Raw genomic sequence first — 19,421 nt, 5'->3', positions numbered from 1 at the left:
CTCGGCCACTCCCCCCGGATTGCATCCAGGCGACGGGGCTACGCTGATCGCCGCGTAGGGTCGGCAGCAGCCACCCGGCCATGCAGAAGCGCTACACTCTTCGGCCCAGAGACCGGAGCCGACCATGTCCCACCCATTTGCCGCACTGACCCCCGACCTGGTGCTGGATGCCGTGGAAAGCATTGGCTACCTCAGCGATGCCCGCATATTGGCGCTCAACAGCTACGAGAACCGCGTCTACCAGGTGGGCATCGAGGACGAAACGCCGCTGATCGCCAAGTTCTACCGGCCGCAACGCTGGACCGACGCGGCGATTCGCGAGGAGCACAGCTTCACCTTCGAACTGGCCGAGTGCGAGGTGCCGGTGGTGGCGCCGCTGGTGCGCGACGGCGAAACCCTGTTCGAGCACGCCGGTTTCCGCTTCACCCTGTTCCCGCGCCGCGGCGGCCGCGCGCCGGAGCCGGGCAATCTGGAGCAACTCTATCGCCTCGGCCAGTTGCTCGGCCGCCTGCATGCGGTCGGTTCGCTGCGACCCTTCGTCCACCGGGAAAGCCTGCAGGTGGAGAACTTCGGCCACGCCTCGCTGGCCACCCTGCTCGAGGGCAACTTCATTCCGCGCAGCCTGCTGCCGGCTTACGAGTCGGTGGCCCGCGACCTGCTCAAACGCCTCGATGCCCTGTTCGCCAACAACCCGGTGCAGGCGATCCGTCTGCATGGCGACTGCCACCCCGGCAACCTGCTGTGCCGCGACGACACCTTCCATATGGTCGACCTCGACGACTGCCGCATGGGTCCCGCCGTGCAGGACCTGTGGATGATGCTGGCCGGCGAACGCCATGAACGCCTCAGCCAGCTGTCCGAGCTGATGGACGGTTACCAGGAGTTCCACGATTTCAACCCGCGCGAACTGCCGCTGATCGAGGGCCTGCGTTCCCTGCGCCTGATGCACTACAGCGCCTGGCTGGCACGCCGCTGGGACGACCCGGCGTTCCCCCACAGCTTCCCCTGGTTCGGCACCGAACGTTATTGGGGCGAACAGGTGCTGGTGCTGCGCGAGCAATTGGCCGCGCTGGACGAGGAGCCGCTCAGGCTGTTCTGAGCAGCCGCGCCCTGTAGGAGCCAGCTTGCTGCGGTCCGACGTCTCGGCGATCCGGGACGCCGCAGGAGTCTCGTCGGAGTGCCGAACCACAGCAAGGACTTGGCGTCCTCCGATTCCTACAGGTAAACCCTGAGACGTCGGCGCGCTGTAACGCCTTTCTTACGCAAGTCCACTTTTCTCCTGGCAGAAAAAACCTGAGCATGCAGACAAGTGTCGAGCGTCGCGACTAGAATCCACGGCCTTCGTTACCGCCCAAGCAAGGATTCTGCATGGCCACCGCCAACCCGCGCCGCGGGTACATTCTCGGCCTGACCGCCTACATCATCTGGGGCCTGTTCCCGCTGTATTTCAAAGCCATCCAGAACGTCCCCGCGCTGGAAATCATCGTCCACCGTGCGCTCTGGTCGGCAGTCTTCGGCGCTGCGCTGTTGCTGGTGTGGAAACACCCGGGCTGGCTGCGCGAGCTGCATGACAATCCCAAACGCCTGGCCGTACTGGCGCTCTGTGGCCTGCTGATCGCCAGCAACTGGCTGGTGTATGTCTGGGCAGTGAACAACGAGCGCATGCTCGAAGCCGCACTCGGCTACTACATCAACCCTCTGGTCAATGTGCTGCTCGGCATGCTGCTGCTCGGCGAACGCCTGCGCCGCCTGCAATGGCTGGCAGTCGGCCTGGCCGCCGTGGGCGTCGCGCAGCAGGTGTGGCAGGTCGGCAGCCTGCCCTGGGTGTCGCTGGTGCTGGCGCTGACCTTCGGCTTCTACGGTCTGATCCGCAAACAGGCACCGGTCGCCGCGCTGCCCGGCCTGGTGGTGGAAACCTGGCTGCTGTTGCCATTGGCGATCGGCTGGCTGCTCTGGCACCCGGCGGCGATGAGCAGCCAGGGCGAATTCTGGAGTACGCCCGAAGCCCTCTGGTTGATCGCGGCCGGGCCCATCACCCTGATCCCGCTGGTGTGCTTCAACGCCGCCGCGCGCCACCTGCCCTACACCACCCTGGGCTTTCTGCAATACATCGCACCGACCCTGGTGCTGGTTCTGGCGGTAGCGGTGTTCGGCGAGCGTTTCGACCCGAGCAAGCTGCTGGCCTTTATCTGCATCTGGGCCGGCCTGGCGCTCTACAGCGTCGATGCCTGGCTGACCCTGCGCAAGCGCGGGCAAGCCTGACCCCGCAGGAGCGGGGGGACGCCGAGTCCCCCCGCTCCTATAGCGGCGCTGCACTGTACAAAAAACGCTCAGCCACCTGCATGCCGCGTCAATCCTGGGCTGCAGCCATCCATCCCGACCTTATCCACAGAAGCATCCCCGGCCTGTGTGCACAAGTTATTGAAATAGCTGCTTTTTTAACCAGCACCCGGAGAGCCGCGGGGCTCTAGCCAGAGCGCCGGGGTTCCCCAGCTTATCCACAGCGATACCCACGCCAGCCGTGGATATGTGCACAACGCCGCCCTCTCAGGCATCGGTGCGCAGGTTGAGCTCCACCATCAGGTCGTCGGCGAGGGTTTCCAGCTTGGCCTGCAACACATCGAGGGATAATTCCAGCGGCACCGCCAACTGCGCTTCGGCGTGGAACAGCAACTCGCTACTCATCGGTGCCGGTGCCACTTCGGTGATCAGGCTTTCCAGATTGACCCCGTGCTCGGCGAGCAAGCGGGTGATGTCGCGGATGATGCCCGGACGATCATTGCCGACCAGCTCGAGATGAATCGACTTCCAGTTGCCAGAGGGTTCGGCGCCGCCTTGCTCCAATAGCACGCGAATACCCTCGACGCTCAGGCCCTGCAGCGCCTCGACCAGTTCGGCGTGGGCCTTGGCCGGCACCGCAACGCGCAGGATCCCGGCGAACTGTCCGGCCATGCGCGACATGCGACTTTCCAGCCAGTTGCCGCCGTGGTCGGCCACGCACTGGGCGAGCCGCTCGACCAGCCCGGGTTGATCCTTGGCGATGACCGTTAGTACCAGATGATCCATGGCAAGCCTCTCGTTAATGTTCAGCAGTCAGGTAATGGCGAGCCGGGCGCACGACAGCGGCTCCGCGTTCAGTCGTCGTCTGGCGGCAAGGCCAACCAGTAGGTGTGGAACAGCTCGTCGCGCACATAGCCGAGCCGCTCGTACAACGCCTGCCCGACCAGATTGCTCTTCGCCGTCTGCAACTGCAAACCGCAGGCGCCAGTGGTTTCGGCGTGAGCGCGGGCGGTGTTCATCAGCGCTTCGCCAACCCCCTGACGCCTGGCGGCCTCGAGCACATAGAGGTCGCTCAACAGCCAGGCCGGCTGCAGCGCCAGCGAAGCCTGAAACGGGTAGAGCTGGACGAAGCCCAGCGCCCCCCCCTGCGCGTCACGCGCCAGAAACAGCTGGGAGTCACCGCTACTCAGGCGCGCCGCCAGAAAAACGCGGATCGCCGCCAGCGGTTTGTCTTCTTGATAAAACTGCAGGTAGCCGGCAAACAACTGAACCAGATCGTCGAGATCGGCCGGGCTGGCCGCGTGTATGCGCATCGTTTCACTCCTCCGCTAACCCACATGGAACTCCATCGCAGCAGGCGTAGTTCTTAGCCGCGGTATCGATACCGTCGTCGCAGTATAGGCAGCCCGACCAACAGCCGCCGAGCAGCCCACGTATTTTTTGTGTACCGTTTTAATTATTTCATGGAACAATAATTGGCTATTTTGAGAACACAAAATCCTCTCCGTGACTGCAAGGCGTCTCTTGGTCGTACAACGACGCGCACCCACTGATTTTCCAGGAATCTTGATGTAGTATGCCGCGCCTTGGACTACAAGACTTTTTTCCCCGGTCCGAAGCGGCTATCGAGTAGAGCTGAAGAGCTGAGCAGAGTGAGGCAAGTGATGACTGAACGCGTTCAAGTGGGTGGCCTGCAGGTCGCCAAAGTGCTGTTCGACTTCGTGAACAACGAAGCCATCCCCGGTACCGGCATCGCTGCCGACAAGTTCTGGACCGGCTTTGAGGCCGTGATCAACGAACTGGCCCCGAAAAACCGTGCCCTGCTCGCCAAGCGCGACCAGATCCAGGCGCAGATCGACGCCTGGCACCAGGCCCGCGCCGGTCAGACCTTCGATGCCGTGGCCTACAAGGCCTTCCTCGAGGAAATCGGCTACCTGCTGCCGCAGCCGGCTGACTTCCAGGCCAGCACCGAGAACGTCGACGAAGAAATCGCCCGTCTGGCCGGCCCGCAGCTGGTAGTGCCGGTGATGAACGCGCGCTTCGCCCTCAACGCCTCCAACGCCCGCTGGGGCTCGCTGTACGATGCCCTCTACGGCACCGACGCGATCAGCGAAGCAGGCGGTGCCGAGAAAGGCAAGGGCTACAACAAGGTGCGCGGTGACAAGGTCATCGCCTTCGCCCGCGCCTTTCTCGACCAGGCTGCACCGCTGGCCGCCGGCTCCCATGTCGACGCCACCGGCTACCGCATCGAAGCCGGCAAACTGCTGGTCAGCCTCAAGGGCGGCAGCAACAGCGGCCTGCTCGACGACAGCCAGCTGGCCGGTTTCCAGGGCGACGCCCAGGCGCCGATCGCCGTGCTGCTCAAGCACAACGGCCTGCACTTCGAAATCCAGATCGACGCCAGCACCCCGGTCGGCCAGACCGATCCGGCCGGAGTCAAGGACCTGCTGATGGAAGCGGCGCTGACCACCATCATGGACTGCGAAGACTCGATCGCCGCGGTCGATGCCGACGACAAGGTGGTGGTCTACCGCAACTGGCTGGGCCTGATGAAAGGCGACCTGGCCGAGAGCGTGTCCAAGGGCGGCGAGACCTTCACCCGCACCATGAACCCGGACCGGGTCTACACCCAGGCCGACGGCGGCGAGCTGACCCTGCACGGGCGCAGCCTGCTGTTCATCCGCAACGTCGGCCACCTGATGACCATCGACGCCATCGTCGACAGCCAGGGCTTCGAGGTTCCGGAAGGCATCATGGACGGGGTGCTGACCAGCCTGATCGCCATCCACAACCTGAATGGCAACACTAGCCGCAAGAACACCCGCACCGGCTCGATCTACATCGTCAAACCGAAGATGCACGGCCCGGAAGAAGTCGCCTTCACCAGCGAACTGTTTGGCCGCGTCGAGGACGTCCTCGGCCTGCCGCGCAACACCCTGAAAGTCGGCATCATGGACGAAGAGCGGCGCACCACGGTCAACCTCAAGGCCTGCATCAAGGCGGCGTCCGAGCGCGTGGTGTTCATCAACACCGGCTTCCTCGACCGCACCGGCGACGAGATCCACACCTCGATGGAAGCCGGCGCCATGGTGCGCAAGGCCGCTATGAAGAGCCAGAAGTGGATCGCCGCCTACGAAGACAACAACGTCGACGTCGGCCTGGCCTGCGGCCTGCAGGGCCGCGCGCAGATCGGCAAGGGCATGTGGGCCATGCCCGACCTGATGGCGGCGATGCTCGAGCAGAAGATCGCCCACCCGCTGGCCGGCGCCAACACCGCCTGGGTCCCCTCGCCGACCGCGGCCGCCCTGCACGTGCTGCACTACCACCAGGTCGACGTGTTCGCCCGCCAGGCCGAACTGGCCAAGCGTGCGCCGGCGTCGCTGGACGACATCCTGAGCATCCCGCTGGCCGCCGACACCAACTGGACGCCCGAGGAAATCCAGAACGAACTGGACAACAACTCGCAGGGCATCCTCGGCTACGTGGTGCGCTGGATCGACCAGGGCGTCGGCTGCTCCAAGGTACCGGACATCAACGACATCGGCCTGATGGAAGACCGCGCCACCCTGCGCATCTCCAGCCAGCACATGGCCAACTGGCTACGCCATGGCGTGGTCACCCAGGAACAGGTGGTCGAGAGCCTCAAGCGCATGGCCCCGGTGGTCGATCGGCAGAACGCCGGCGACCCGCTGTACCGCCCGCTGGCGCCGGACTTCGACAGCAACATCGCCTTCCAGGCGGCCCTGGAGCTGGTGGTCGAAGGCGGCAAGCAGCCCAACGGCTACACCGAGCCGGTGCTGCACCGCCGTCGCCGCGAGTTCAAGCTGAAGAACGGCCTGTAACTCGCCGCCGCAACACCGAGAAACCGCCCTCCTGGGCGGTTTTTTTATGGCTGTACCCGCTCCGTGTTGGGCGCAACACATAACGGTCACATCGTCTTTTTCATGCCCGCTCACCAGCCTTCTAGACTTACGTCCAATGGGCACCCTGGCCGTTGCGGCAGACCATAGTCATTCACAGTTGCTTCGAGGCCGCGCGGCATGAGCAAATCGGACGCTTACACCCAGGCGGGCAAGACAGCGGTGTTGCAGAACATCCACGGCACCGTGGAGTTCCTGCAGAAATATCCCCCGTTCAACCAGATGGACATGGCCCACCTGGCCTACCTGGTGGAAAACTGCCAGATGCGCTTCTACAGCGCGGGCGAGACCATCATCAAGCCGACTGATGGCCCGGTCGAATACTTCTACATCGTCAAGCAGGGCCATGTGCATGGCGAGCGTCCGCACTCGGCCAAGCGCGGCACGGAAACCACCTTCGAAATCACCAGCGGCGAATGCTTCCCGCTGGCGGCGCTGATTGGCGAGCGCGCCACCCGCACCGAACACCTGGCGGCCGAGGACACCTTCTGCCTGCTGCTGAACAAGCCGGCCTTCGTCAAGCTGTTCTCGCTGTCCAACCCGTTTCGCGACTTCGCCCTGCGCGGGGTCAGCAGCCTGCTCGACCAGGTCAACCAGCAGGTACAGATGCGTGCGGTGGAAAGCCTCGGCGCGCAGTACTCGCTGGACAGCCGCCTGGGTGAACTGGCCATGCGCCAGCCGATCAGCTGCCCGCCGGCCACGCCACTACGCAAGGCCGTGCAGTTGATGCACGAGCAGCACGTCGGCTGCATCGTCATCGTCGATCCGGCGCTCAAACCCCTGGGCATCTTCACCCTGCGCGACCTGCGCCGGGTGATCGCCGACGGCAGCTCGCTGGATCAGCCGATCGACAGCCTGATGACGCTCGAGCCCTTCTACCTGCCGCCCGACGCCAGCGCCTTCGAGGCGGCAATCGCCATGACCGAGCGGCATATTGCCCACATTTGCCTGGTCGAACACGAGCGCCTGTGCGGCGTGGTTTCCGAGCGCGACCTGTTCTCCCTGCAGCGGGTCGACCTGGTCCATCTGGCCCGCACCATCCGTCATGCCGGCACGGTCGAGACCCTGGCCGCATTGCGCAGCGACATCCAGCAACTGGTCGAGCGCATGCTCGCCCATGGCGCCAGCTCGACCCAGATCACCCACATCATCACCCTGTTCAACGACCACACCGTGTGCCGGGTGATCGAGCTGACCCTGGAAGACCTCGGCGACCCCGGCGTGCCCTTCACCTGGCTGTGCTTCGGCAGCGAGGGCCGCCGCGAACAGACCCTGCACACCGACCAGGACAACGGCATCCTGTTCGAAGCCGCCGACTCGGTGACCGCCGCCGACATGCGCCGACGCCTGCTGCCGCTGGCCGTCGAGATCAACCAGCGCCTGGCCCAATGCGGTTTCACCCTGTGCAAGGGCAACATCATGGCCGGCAACCCGGAACTGTGCCTGTCACGCCATGAGTGGACGCGGCGCTTCAACAGTTTTATCGATGAAGCGACCCCGGAGAACCTGCTCAAATCGAGCATCTACTTCGACCTGCGGGTGGTCTGGGGCGATGCCCACGGCTGTGACCTGGTGCGCCAGGGTCTGCTCAAGCAGGTCGCCAACAACAGCCTGTTCCAACGCATGATGGCCGAGAATGCCCTGCGCCAGCGCCCGCCGGTTGGACGTTTCCGCGATTTCGTGGTGGCCCGCAAGGGCGCCGAGAAAGACACCCTCGACCTCAAGGTGCAAGGCCTGACCCCCTTCGTCGATGGCGCCCGCCTGCTGGCCCTGGCCCATGGCGTCGAGACCTGCAACACCCTGGAGCGCCTGCGCGAGCTGATCGCCAAGGGCGTGATCGAAACGCTCGACGGCGCGGCCTATGAAGAGGCCTACCACTTCATCCAGCAGACACGCATGCAGCAACATCAGCTGCAAGCCAAGCAGGGGCGGCCCTACTCCAACCGGATCGATCCCGACAGCCTCAACCAGCTGGACCGACGCATCCTGCGCGAAGCCTTTCGCCAGGCCCAGCGCCTGCAAAGCAGCCTGGCGCTGAGGTACCAGCTATGAGTCAGTTCACCTGGTTCACTGGCCGCGGCCCCGCCCTGCTCGAAGCGCAACTGGATCGGCGCATCGGCCTGGCCGCGCCGGCCAGCCTCGATCACCGGCCGCTGGGCGAGCAGCGCCTGGTGGTGCTCGACCTGGAAACCAGCGGCTTCGACATGAAGCGCGACCAGTTGCTGTCGATTGGCGCGGTGGTGATCGAACGGGGCGCCATCGACCTTGGCCAGCAGTTCGAATGCACCTTGCAACGCCTCGACCACAAGGTCGGCCCCAGCGTGCTGATCCACGGCCTGGCGCCCAGCCAGATCGCCGCCGGCAGCGAGCCGGCCGAAGCCTTGCTGGCCTTTATGGAGTTCGTCGGCGACAGCCCGCTGCTGGCCTTCCACGCCGGTTTCGACCAGCGCATGCTCGCGCGCGCCCTCAAGCAGAGCCTGGGCTACAGCCTGCGCCACCGCTTCTTCGATGTCGCCGAACTGGCGCCGCTGCTCTGCCCGCAGGCGAAGATCCCGCGCGGCGGCCTGGACGACTGGACCCGCTACTTCGGCCTCCAGGCGCAGCAGCGCCATCACGCCAGCGCCGACGCACTGGTCACCGCCGAGCTGGCGTTGATCCTGTTCAGCCGTGCCCGCCGTCAGCAACTCGACAGCTTGCAGGCACTGGAACAACGCCTGGCGGGCTGGCGCAGGCGGCAGAAAGTCCATTTGATTTGACTTCGACCACCATCGGCGCGCGACACGCCCGGCGGTGGGCGCCCCCGGACCGGACCAAGGAGCGGTTGCGAACAAACTGTGGTTGACCGCCTGTTGGCAGGCGCGTTAACCAAGCCGTTCAGTGCCGGCACTGAGAAGCTCTCGCCTACCGCGACCGCCTCGCGACGCTGCTCGATATTTTCACAATCTCTGCGCCTCCTGGTTGTTTTGGGGGCTATTGCTGCGACTAAGACTATGGTCTCCATCAAGACTATGGTCGTCTGTCGCCCGGACATGGGCGCAGTAGAGTTGCCGCACCAGCAATCCATGCGCTGCGGAGGACAACAAAATGAGCAACGACAGCATTTACCGGCAGATTGAAAAAAGTCCGCGCTTTAAAGAACTGGTATCCAAACGCGAGCGATTCGCCTGGATACTCTCAGCCATCATGCTCGGCCTGTATGTGGCCTTCATCCTGGTCATCGCCTTTGATCCGCAGCTGTTCGGCAAGCCGATCAGCCCGGACTCGGTCATCACCTGGGGGATTCCAGTGGGGGTGGGGCTGATCCTCTCGGCCTTCATCCTGACCGGTATTTACGTCTACCGCGCCAACGGCGAATTCGACGGTCTGAACCAAGCCATTCTGGATGAGGTGCAAAAATGATTGCGCGTCTTCTTGCCACCCTGGGACTGTTCGCCTTCGCTCCGGCCCTATGGGCCGCCGAAGCGCTGACCGGCGCCGTGCAACGCCAGCCGCTGAACGTGTCCGCCGTCGTGATGTTCCTGGTCTTCGTCGGCGCGACGCTGTGCATCACCTACTGGGCCTCCAAGCGTAATACCTCCACCTCCGATTTCTACACCGCCGGCGGCAAAATCTCGGGCTTCCAGAACGGCCTGGCAATTGCCGGCGACTACATGTCGGCGGCGTCTTTCCTGGGTATTTCCGCCCTGGTGTTCACCTCTGGCTACGACGGCCTGATCTACTCGATCGGCTTCCTGGTCGGCTGGCCGATCATCCTGTTCCTGATTGCGGAGCGCCTGCGCAACCTCGGCAAGTACACCTTCGCCGACGTGGCCTCGTACCGCCTGAAGCAGAGAGAAGTCCGCACCCTGTCCGCCAGCGGTTCATTGGTGGTGGTGGCGTTCTACCTGATCGCGCAAATGGTCGGTGCCGGTAAGCTGGTCCAACTGCTGTTCGGCCTCGACTACCACGTCGCGGTGATCCTGGTCGGTATCCTGATGGTGCTCTACGTGCTGTTCGGCGGCATGCTGGCGACTACCTGGGTGCAGATCATCAAAGCCGCGCTGCTGCTCTCCGGCGCCTCGTTCATGGCCTTTATGGTGATGAAGCACGTCAACTTCGACTTCGGCACCCTGTTCTCCGAAGCGGTCAGGGTGCATGAAAAGGGCTTGGCGATCATGAGCCCCGGCGGCCTGGTGAAAGACCCGATCTCCGCCATCTCCCTGGGCCTGGCGCTGATGTTCGGGACTGCCGGCCTGCCGCACATCCTGATGCGCTTCTTCACCGTGAGCGACGCCAAAGAAGCCCGCAAGAGCGTGTTCTATGCGACCGGCTTTATCGGCTACTTCTACATCCTGACCTTCATCATCGGCTTCGGCGCGATCCTGCTGGTCAGCACCAATCCGGTGTTCAAGGATGAGGCTGGCGCTCTGCTGGGCGGCAACAACATGGCCGCGGTGCACCTGGCCAATGCCGTCGGTGGCAGCCTGTTCCTCGGTTTCATCTCGGCAGTGGCCTTCGCCACCATCCTCGCGGTGGTTGCCGGCCTGACCTTGGCCGGTGCCTCGGCGGTGTCGCATGACATCTACGCCAGCGTGATCAAGAAGGGCAAAGTCAACGAGAAGGATGAACTGCGCGTTTCGAAGATCACCACCGTAGCCCTCGGCGTACTCGCCATCGGCCTGGGTATCGCGTTCGAGAAGCAGAACATCGCCTTCATGGTCGGCCTGGCGTTCTCGATTGCCGCCAGCTGCAACTTCCCGGTGCTGTTCCTCAGCATGTACTGGAAGAACCTGACCACCCGTGGCGCCATGATCGGCGGCTGGCTGGGCCTGGGGACCGCAGTGGCGCTGATGATCCTTGGCCCAACCGTATGGGTACAGGTACTGGGTAATGCCCAAGCCATCTTCCCATACGAGTATCCGGCGCTGTTCTCGATGATCGTGGCCTTTGCCAGCATCTGGTTCTTCTCCATCACCGACAAGTCCACTTCGGCTGTCGATGAGCGTGCACGCTTCCTGCCGCAATTCGTCCGCTCACAAACTGGCCTGGGTGCCAGCGGTGCGGCGAACCACTAAGCAACAGCCTTCGCAATGATCTGGGCAGCCTTCGGGCTGCCCTTTTTTGTGCGCGCAAGATACCTCGCCCGCCATGCCTTCGCCTGCAGGGCCGTTGCCGGCACAACGGTCGACGGGTCGCGGGGCGCCTTGGCGGGAATGCCTTGGACTATCTGCGGCCGACGCGGGCCCGCTACAGCCACAGTTACAGATCGCGCATCAACAAGCCGTACTCCAATTGCACCTCGGCCGGCAGCGCCAGGTAGACCACATGGCCGTCGCCCGGCGCCACGCCGATCGCCTGGCCCTGGCGATTCTCCAGGGCATCCAGGCGCAGGCGCAGGTTGCCCTGGGGCGTCATCAGCTCCAGGCCATCGCCCACGGCGAAGCGGTTCTTCACCCGCACTTCGGCCAGCTCGCCGCGTCGTTCGCCGGTCAGCTCGCCGACGAACTGCTGCTGTTCGGAAACCGAGCTGCCGCGCTCGTAATTCTGGTATTCGTCATGCACGTGGCGGCGCAGAAAGCCCTCGGTGTAGCCGCGATGGGCCAGGGATTCCAGGGTGCCCAACAACGACTTGTCGAACGGCCGCCCGGCCACGGCATCGTCGATCGCCTTGCGGTACACCTGGGCGGTGCGCGCCACGTAGTAGTGGGATTTGGTCCGGCCCTCGATCTTCAGCGAGTGCACGCCCATCTGCACCAGGCGCTCGACGTGCTGCACCGCGCGCAGGTCCTTGGAGTTCATGATGTAGGTGCCATGCTCGTCCTCGTAGGCGGCCATCTGCTCGCCGGGACGGCTGGCGTCTTCGAGGAGGAACAGCTGATCGGTAGGGGCGCCGGCGCCCAGGGTCGGCTCGACGACGCGCACGATGTCGCCCAGCTCGTTCTCCTGCGCGGTTTCGGCCTGGTACTGCCAGCGGCAGGCGTTGGTGCAGCTGCCCTGGTTGGGGTCGCGCTTGTTGATGTAGCCGGACAGCAGGCAGCGCCCGGAATAGGCCATGCACAGCGCGCCGTGGACGAACACTTCCAGCTGCATCCCCGGCGCGTTGTCCTTGATCTCGCCGATCTCTTCCAGCGACAGTTCGCGCGACAGGATCACCCTGGAGAGCCCCTGCTGCTGCCAGAACTTGACGCTGGCCCAGTTCACCGCATTGGCCTGCACCGAGAGGTGGATCGGCATCTGCGGGAAGTGTTCGCGCACCAGCATGATCAGGCCGGGGTCGGACATGATCAGCGCGTCCGGGGCCATCTCGATCACCGGCTGCAGGTCCCTGAGGAAGGTCTTCAGCTTGGCGTTGTGCGGCGCGATATTGACCACCACGTAGAACTGCTTGCCCTGGGCATGGGCCTCGGCGATACCCAAGGCCAGGTTGGCATGGTCGAACTCGTTGTTGCGCACCCGCAGGCTGTAGCGCGGCTGCCCGGCATAGACCGCATCGGCGCCGTAGGCGAAGGCGTAGCGCATGTTCTTCAGGGTGCCGGCCGGGGACAGCAGTTCGGGGTAACGGGGTGAAGAGGCCATATGCCGCGCACTCGAAAATCCAGGGGGTCGCGATTCTAGGGGCGCAGCGGCCGCTCGGCCTTGATCTGCATCTATAAAAAGCCGGAATCCTGCAGACAGCAAAACGCCCCGTTTCCGGGGCGTTGTGTTTAGCGCCTTAGCACTCAGTGATCGATCGCAGCACCTGCACCACGGGGGATGCGGATGTCTTCGATGATGTGCTGGATATGCTCCGGCGGTGCAGCGGTGACCTTGGCGACAAGCACTGCAACGGCGAAGTTGAGGAGCATGCCCAGGGTGCCGATGCCCTCGGCGGAGACGCCGAGCCACCAGTGTTCAGCGTTATCTATCGCTGGATTGACGAACTTGAAGTAGACGATGTAGCTGAAGGTGAAGGCCAGACCGACCACCATGCCGGCAATTGCGCCTTCCTTGTTCATCTTCTTGGAGAAAATCCCCATGACGATGGCCGGGAAGAACGAGGCCGCAGCCAGGCCGAAGGCGAACGCCACCACCTGCGCCACGAAGGCCGGCGGATAGATCCCGAACAACCCCGCCACCACTACTGCCACACCAGCGGCGCAGCGTGCAGCCAACAGCTCCTGTTTCTCGCCGATATTCGGCATCAGGCTGCTCTTGAGCAAGTCATGCGAGATCGACGTGGAGATCACCAACAGCAAACCGGCAGCAGTCGACAGTGCAGCCGCCAGACCACCGGCAGCGATCAGGGCGATTACCCAACCTGGCAGGTTGGCGATTTCCGGGTTGGCCAGCACCATGATGTCGCGGTCCACGTACAGCTCGGTGGCAGCCGGAGTCGCGGCGTTGGTTACCACGCGCTCACCGCTTACCCCTTTCTCGGCGGAGAAGGTTGGCGCACCCACGAATGGAGCACCTGGGCCGTACTGGATCTTGCCGTCACCGTTCTTGTCCATCCAGGCGATCAGGCCTGATTTTTCCCAGTTCTTAACCCACTGCGGCGCTTCGGTGTAGCTGGTGTCCGGAATGCTGCTGAGCAGGTTGATCCGGGCAAAGGCGGCGATAGCCGGAGCAGTGGTGTAGAGGATGGCGATGAACAGCAGGGCATAACCGGCAGACAGACGCGCTGCACGCACGGTCGGGGTGGTGAAGAAGCGCACGATCACGTGCGGCAGACCGGCAGTACCGACCATCAACGCCATGGTGATGAAGAACACGTCGATAGTCGACTTGCTGCCATCGGTGTAGGTGTTGAAGCCCAGTTCGGTGCTCAGGCCATTCAGGCGCTCGAGTACCGACTGGTTGGTGCCGATCACGTCGCTACCGAAGCCCAGCTGCGGGATCGGGTTGCCGGTGATCATCATCGAGATGTAGATCGCCGGTACCATGTAGGCAAAGATCATCACGCAGTACTGCGCCACCTGGGTGTAGGTGATGCCCTTCATGCCGCCAAGCACGGAGTAGAAGAACACGATGCACATGCCGATCACTACGCCGGTATTGATGTCCACTTCCAGGTAACGGGAGAAGACGATACCAACGCCGCGCATCTGCCCGGCCACGTAGGTGAAGGAGATGAAGATCACGCATACCACGGCAACCAGGCGGGCTGTCTGCGAGTAGTAACGCTCGCCGATGAAGTCCGGCACGGTGAACTTGCCGAATTTGCGCAGGTAGGGTGCCAGGCACATCGCCAGCAGCACATAACCGCCGGTCCAGCCCATCAGGTACACGCTACCGTCGAGGCCGACGAAGGAGATGATCCCCGCCATGGAGATGAACGAGGCGGCCGACATCCAGTCAGCCCCTGTCGCCATACCGTTGGCGATCGGGTGCACGCCCTTGCTGGCGATGTAGTACTCGCTGGTGGAACCGGCACGGGTATAGAGCGCGATGCCGATATACAGCGCAAACGTCGCGCCGACAAACAGATAGATCAGAGTCTGGGTATCCATGCTCGGCGCCTTATTCTTCGTGGACGTCGTGTTTGCGGTCGTACTGATTCATCTTCCAGACATAGAAGAAAATCATCGCCACGAACACATAGATTGACCCCTGCTGGGCAAACCAGAAGCCCAGAGGGAACCCGAAGAACTGGATATGGTTAAGCTGATCGACAAACAGAATCCCTGCGCCGAATGACACTGCGAACCAGATGGCCAGCAGGATCAACATCAGTCGCAGGTTATCTTTCCAGTAGGCCTTGGCGGCCTCTTGCTTAGATACGGACATGTGAGGAGCTCCTCGTTTTTGTTGTTTTGACCCTTGCAAGTTAGCAGTCCCAGTGGCGACCGCCAGTGAGACTTTGGTCGAGTGCCCGCGCCCTGCCACTTGCAGACGGCGGGCGAGCCCCCATTGGCGCGACATTCAGGCACAAAATCCGCGCAGCCGGGCCCGCCCGCCCCGACCAAGGTCGAATGCGCGGCAGCCGCTCAAGTCCGGGATTCGCAGGCAAATCGGCGGTTGCCGTCGAGGTTGTGCCCGCAAGCGGTAACCTTCGCCCGGTTTTCGGGTCCATAGCGCTATGCACCTCTGTTTCGGGAGCCTGCCATGAACCGTCCCATCACCCTCGGCCTGATCGTCCTGCTCAGCCTCTGCGCCAGCGCGCTACAGGCCGCGCAGGTGCAGTACTACCCACTGCCGGCGGGCGCCGGCCCGCATGACGTGGCACCGGCCGCGGATGGTCGGGTCTGGTACACCGCGCAACGCCAGGGCGCACTGGGCCGCCTCGACCCGCAAAACGGGGCGACCGAACAGGTGCCGCTGGGCCCGGGTTCGGCGCCGCATGGGGTAATCGTCGATGGCCAGGGGGCGGCCTGGGTCACCGACAGCGGACTCAACGCCATCGTCCGCGTCGATGGCAGCAGCCTCGCCATCGAGGTCTTTCCCCTGCCGGCCAGCGCGTCCCGGGCCAACCTGAATACCGCCGTGTTCGATCCGCAAGGGCGCCTCTGGTTTACCGGGCAGAACGGCTTCTACGGGCGCCTCGCCCCGGCCACCCGGCAGATCGAGGTCTGGCCGGCGCCGCTCGGGCGCGGCCCCTATGGCATCGCCGCGACCCCGGACGGCAGCATCTGGTACGCCTCGTTGGCCGGCAACCATATCGCCCGCATCGATCCCGCCAGCGGCGTGGCCACCGTGATTCAGCCGCCCACCGAGCGCCAGGGTGCGCGGCGGATCGGCAGCGACTCGCACGGCCGCCTGTGGATCAGCGAGTGGAACAGCGGCCAGGTCAGTCGCTACGACCCCGCCGCCCGGCAATGGCAGAGCTGGCCGTTGCCAGGCGACAACCCGCGGGCCTATTCGGTATATGTCGATGAGCGGGATCAGGTCTGGCTGACGGATTTCGCGGCCAATGCCATCGTGCTTTTCGATCCGCTCCGGGAACGCTTCCAGAGCTTCCCCAGCGACCGGCCCGACGCCAACGTACGGCAGATGCTCGGCCGCCCCGGCGAAGCCTGGGGAGCCGAGTCGGGTACCGACAGGCTGGTGGTGATTCGTTACTGAGCCATGCAGTCGCAGAGCGAACGCAGTAGGCTTGCAAGGATCGCGATCGATAGCCTGTCAAGGAGGCCGCATGTCCAGCCCAAGCATGACCCTGTTCCACTCGCCCACCTCACCCTTCGTGCGCAAGGTCATGGTCCTGCTGCACGAGACCGGCCAGCTCGACCGGGTCGCCCTGCAGGAGGTGCAACTGAGCCCGACCAGCCCGAGCGCGGCGGTAAATGCACAGAACCCGGCCGGCAAGATTCCGGCGTTGCGCCTGGCCGACGGCAGCGTGCTGCACGACAGCCGGGTGATTCTCGATTACCTCGACCAGCAACACGTCGGCGACCCGCTGATCCCGTTGCAGGGGCCGGCGCGCTGGCGCCGCCTGACCCTCGCCTCGCTGGCCGATGCGATGCTCGATGCGGCGATACTGATCCGTTACGAGACCTTCCTGCGCCCCGAAGAAAAGCGCTGGGACGACTGGTTGACCGCCCAGCAGGAGAAGATCGAACGCGCCCTGGCGCAACTGGAAGCCGAAGCCATCGCCGAACTGGCCTGCCACTTCGATATCGCCGCGATCGGTGTCGCCTGCGCCCTCGGCTACCTGGATTTTCGCCAGCCCGAATCCAACTGGCGGCAGCGCTATCCGCAACTGGCCGACTGGTATGCCGAGGTCAGCCAGCGACCGTCGCTGCTGGCCACCCAGCCGCCGGTTTAAGCCCGGCGGCGGGCCATTCTTCGTAGGAGCCAGCTTGCTGGCGATCCGGGCGTGCAAACAGCATAAAAGCATCGTCGGAGTGCCGAACCACAGCAAGCTGGCTCCCTACCCAGTGCGCGGCGGGCCACCGTCTACCAGCGTTTTTCCCGACGCCTGCCCAGCTCCCTGCGCCGGGGCGAACAACCGGGCGATCCGTCGCGCCAGCAGATGCCCGGCACGCGCCTCCTCGCGCAAGCCGATATGCCCGCTCATCGCCAGTACCACCAGCGAAAGAAGCCACCGGCCAGCAGCAGAGCGACCTGCCCGAGTCCCGCGCACAGACTGAGAAAGGACTGCAGCGCAGGGTTCTGCGGGGCGTCTGCCAGGCCGGTCAGCGCGCGCCAGAACGTCTCGGGCAGCACGATCAGGCTCAACTGCGCCAAGGGTTTGCCCGACAGCAGCAGGCCCTCGATCAGGTTGAACTGACCGGCGAACATCAGCCCCAGCAGCATCAGTACGGCGACCACCAGGCCCAAAGCCAGACAGGCAGAAAAGCGCACGAATAATCGCATCATGCTTGGCTCCCCGGAGTGGCACAGCCAGGGCTGGACGACGGGCTCTTACCGACGCCGTACCAGTCGAGCTTGCGGGTCAGCACCATCACGCCAGCCAGCACCCCGAAGACCAGCAGCGAGCCCATCAGCAGGGCATAGTCCTCGGCGCCGAGCAGGGCGAACAGCAGGCCATAGAGCGCCGCCAGCAGCCCCCCGAAAGCCCCGCCGCGCAACCAGCTGTGCAGCACATGGCTGATGTAGAAACCGATCAGGGACACGCAGGCCAGCGCCGAAATGGCGTAAGCCCTGGCGAAGCTCAGGTGCTCGGACAGCGACAGCAACAGCAGATAGAACAGCGCCAGAGCCATGCCCACCAGGGCGTACTGCACCGGGTGCACCGCCATGCGCTTGAGCACTTCGAACAGGAAGAACACGGCGAAGGTCAGGCCGATGAACAACAGGGCATATTTGATCGCCCGCTCGGTCTTCAGGTACTGGTCCACCGGGTCGACAAAGCTCACGCCGAAGTTACGCGCCGCCAGCCCCTGACAACTGTCCTTGTGCACGCAATCCTGCAGCGCTTCCTGCAGATTGGTGGCGAAGAAGCTGGTTTGCCAATGCGCCTTGAAGCCCTGGGCCGACACCTCGCGGCTGCTCGGCAGGTACTCGCCGACAAAGCTCGGGTGCGGCCAGTCGGCGCTCAGCTCGACCCTGCTGTCGCGGCCCACCGGAGTGATGCTCAGCTGCTCGGTGCCCTGCAGCTTGAGGTCGAAGGCGAACTCCAGCAATTGCCCGCCCTGGCTATCCAGCGCCGGCAAAGGCGCATGCACACCGGCACCGAAACGCGGGTCGCCACTGCCCGGAGCGAAGCCCAGGGTCGTGCCATTCAGGCGCAATTGCAGGTCATTGCCGATGCCACGGATATCGCTGATACCTACCGCCAGGAACGGCGTGTCGAAGCGATACAGCCCCAGCTCATCGCCCAGGCCCAGGCGCGCCGGTAGCTTGAAGGCGCCGCTGATCTGGTTATCGCTGCGGTACAACAACGCCTTGTAAATGCCCCGCGCGCGCTCCTCGGTGCTCACCTGGCCATTGAGCACGAAACGCTCCGGCAGAAAGTACAGGCGCCCGCTATATTGCTGCTCCTGCAGATAACGCACACCGGTCTTGGCGTGGGTTTTCCACTCCTGCCAGACCTTGGTGTAGGGCTGGACCAGGACAGGTCCGGTGATCTGCTGGCGATAACTGGAACTGCGGGCGATGTCCTGCAATACCGCCTCGCGCTGATACTGCCGCTCGCTGACCAGCCCGCCGATCATCGATAGGGGGATCAGCAACAGCAGGATCAGCAAGGCGATGGTGCCCAGCTTGAAACCCAGGATACGGTTCATGGTGCACGCTCCGATGCGGTTAAGGTGAGGGAGAGTCTGGGCAGTCCGCATGGTGGTTTTATGCAGGGCAGATGGAGACTCGATGGAGAGTCCGGGCAACGGGCCCAGGCGCCCGTGGACAGCGACCGGCTAACGGGTTAGCTTGCCGTGACTCCCCAGCCAGCAAGGATGACCGGCCGATGAACCCAGACAACCCCTGCGCCACGCCCAAGCCGCCGTACTGGAGGCCCAGGCCATGACCTTGAGTATTCGTCCGCAAAGCCACGCGGATAGCGCCGGCATCGAGGCGCTGACCCGCGCCGCCTTCCTGCATGCAGCGCATAGCAGCCATAGCGAGCAGTACATCGTCGAGGCCCTGCGCCGCGTTGGCCAGCTGACGGTTTCCCTGATGGCCGAACAGGCTGGCGTGGTTCTGGGGGAACCGACCTATTACGGGCACTTCGGCCTCAAGGCCGAACCCGACCTGCGGCTGGAGGCTGTGCCGCCGCAGTACTTTATGGCGCAGGCCTTCGGCACCGCCCTGCCCCGGGCCACCGTCACCTACCACCCAGCCTTCAATGTCCAGGGCTGAGCCCTT

The 19,421-nt window shown here is 64.0% G+C and carries 17 protein-coding genes; 10 read left to right on the top strand and 7 right to left on the bottom strand.

What is annotated here, in order from left to right:
• The first annotated feature begins 124 nt into the window (after positions 1 to 124).
• Complete coding sequence (locus G9C89_RS23160) at positions 125 to 1,099, top strand: serine/threonine protein kinase (protein ID WP_172152739.1); 975 nt, start codon at positions 125 to 127, stop codon at positions 1,097 to 1,099.
• A 269-nt stretch (positions 1,100 to 1,368) separates the two neighbouring features.
• A complete protein-coding gene (gene rarD / locus G9C89_RS23155) occupies positions 1,369 to 2,262 on the top strand; it encodes an EamA family transporter RarD (RefSeq protein ID WP_172152729.1) in 894 nt (297 codons plus the stop codon).
• A 285-nt stretch (positions 2,263 to 2,547) separates the two neighbouring features.
• On the opposite strand, the gene G9C89_RS23150 is transcribed toward rarD, so the two are convergent.
• Together G9C89_RS23150 and G9C89_RS23145 are read right to left on the bottom strand one after the other, a co-directional pair.
• Positions 2,548 to 3,066, bottom strand: coding sequence for a glycine cleavage system protein R (locus G9C89_RS23150; RefSeq protein WP_172152727.1), 519 nt, complete (start codon positions 3,064 to 3,066; stop codon positions 2,548 to 2,550).
• 68 nt (positions 3,067 to 3,134) lie between these two features.
• Positions 3,135 to 3,593, bottom strand: coding sequence for a GNAT family N-acetyltransferase (locus G9C89_RS23145; RefSeq protein WP_172152725.1), 459 nt, complete (start codon positions 3,591 to 3,593; stop codon positions 3,135 to 3,137).
• A 351-nt stretch (positions 3,594 to 3,944) separates the two neighbouring features.
• Here G9C89_RS23145 and G9C89_RS23140 point away from each other — a divergent pair, with 351 nt between their 5' ends.
• The 5 genes from G9C89_RS23140 (at position 3,945) to G9C89_RS23120 (ending at position 11,254) form a co-directional block, all read left to right on the top strand.
• The gene (locus G9C89_RS23140) at positions 3,945 to 6,122 is read left to right on the top strand and encodes a malate synthase G (RefSeq protein WP_172152723.1); all 2,178 of its coding nucleotides are present in this window, start codon (positions 3,945 to 3,947) and stop codon (positions 6,120 to 6,122) included.
• 198 nt (positions 6,123 to 6,320) lie between these two features.
• Complete coding sequence (locus tag G9C89_RS23135; protein WP_172152721.1) at positions 6,321 to 8,252, top strand: putative nucleotidyltransferase substrate binding domain-containing protein; 1,932 nt, start codon at positions 6,321 to 6,323, stop codon at positions 8,250 to 8,252.
• Positions 8,249 to 8,956, top strand: coding sequence for a 3'-5' exonuclease (locus G9C89_RS23130; protein ID WP_172152710.1), 708 nt, complete (start codon positions 8,249 to 8,251; stop codon positions 8,954 to 8,956). Before G9C89_RS23135 ends, G9C89_RS23130 begins: the two co-directional genes overlap by 4 nt.
• A 328-nt stretch (positions 8,957 to 9,284) precedes the next feature.
• Complete coding sequence (locus G9C89_RS23125) at positions 9,285 to 9,599, top strand: DUF485 domain-containing protein (protein ID WP_172152708.1); 315 nt, start codon at positions 9,285 to 9,287, stop codon at positions 9,597 to 9,599.
• On the top strand, positions 9,596 to 11,254 hold the full coding sequence (locus G9C89_RS23120; RefSeq protein WP_172152706.1) for a cation acetate symporter: 1,659 nt from the start codon (positions 9,596 to 9,598) through the stop codon (positions 11,252 to 11,254). Before G9C89_RS23125 ends, G9C89_RS23120 begins: the two co-directional genes overlap by 4 nt.
• A 184-nt stretch (positions 11,255 to 11,438) precedes the next feature.
• Here the strand turns inward: G9C89_RS23120 and trhP are convergent, their stop codons facing one another.
• From trhP to G9C89_RS23105, 3 genes are all read right to left on the bottom strand, one after another.
• Positions 11,439 to 12,755, bottom strand: a complete 1,317-nt coding sequence (trhP, locus tag G9C89_RS23115; protein ID WP_172152704.1) for a prephenate-dependent tRNA uridine(34) hydroxylase TrhP — start codon at positions 12,753 to 12,755, stop codon at positions 11,439 to 11,441.
• A 143-nt stretch (positions 12,756 to 12,898) separates the two neighbouring features.
• The gene (locus G9C89_RS23110) at positions 12,899 to 14,668 is read right to left on the bottom strand and encodes a sodium:solute symporter family protein (protein ID WP_172152702.1); all 1,770 of its coding nucleotides are present in this window, start codon (positions 14,666 to 14,668) and stop codon (positions 12,899 to 12,901) included.
• Between the two features lie 10 nt (positions 14,669 to 14,678).
• Positions 14,679 to 14,945, bottom strand: coding sequence for a DUF4212 domain-containing protein (locus G9C89_RS23105; protein WP_172152700.1), 267 nt, complete (start codon positions 14,943 to 14,945; stop codon positions 14,679 to 14,681).
• Between the two features lie 318 nt (positions 14,946 to 15,263).
• On the opposite strand from G9C89_RS23105, the gene G9C89_RS23100 reads away from it, so the two are divergent.
• A complete protein-coding gene (locus G9C89_RS23100) occupies positions 15,264 to 16,220 on the top strand; it encodes a Vgb family protein (protein ID WP_172152698.1) in 957 nt (318 codons plus the stop codon).
• Positions 16,221 to 16,290: 70 nt separating this feature from the next.
• Entirely contained in the window at positions 16,291 to 16,920 is a 630-nt protein-coding gene (locus G9C89_RS23095) for a glutathione S-transferase (RefSeq protein ID WP_172152696.1), read from the top strand.
• Positions 16,921 to 17,168: 248 nt separating this feature from the next.
• Here the strand turns inward: G9C89_RS23095 and G9C89_RS23090 are convergent, their stop codons facing one another.
• Entirely contained in the window at positions 17,169 to 17,474 is a 306-nt protein-coding gene (locus G9C89_RS23090; protein WP_390623861.1) for a hypothetical protein, read from the bottom strand.
• Complete coding sequence (gene creD, locus G9C89_RS23085; RefSeq protein WP_172152694.1) at positions 17,471 to 18,844, bottom strand: cell envelope integrity protein CreD; 1,374 nt, start codon at positions 18,842 to 18,844, stop codon at positions 17,471 to 17,473. Before creD ends, G9C89_RS23090 begins: the two co-directional genes overlap by 4 nt.
• A gap of 235 nt (positions 18,845 to 19,079) precedes the next feature.
• On the opposite strand from creD, the gene G9C89_RS23080 reads away from it, so the two are divergent.
• The gene (locus G9C89_RS23080) at positions 19,080 to 19,415 is read left to right on the top strand and encodes a hypothetical protein (RefSeq protein WP_172152692.1); all 336 of its coding nucleotides are present in this window, start codon (positions 19,080 to 19,082) and stop codon (positions 19,413 to 19,415) included.
• The last annotated feature ends 6 nt before the right edge of the window (positions 19,416 to 19,421 follow it).

Origin of the sequence: Pseudomonas tumuqii (assembly GCF_013184545.1) — a bacterium.
GTDB classification, from domain to species: Bacteria; Pseudomonadota; Gammaproteobacteria; order Pseudomonadales; family Pseudomonadaceae; genus Aquipseudomonas; species Aquipseudomonas tumuqii.
This window is presented reverse-complemented; position numbering and strand designations above follow the sequence as displayed.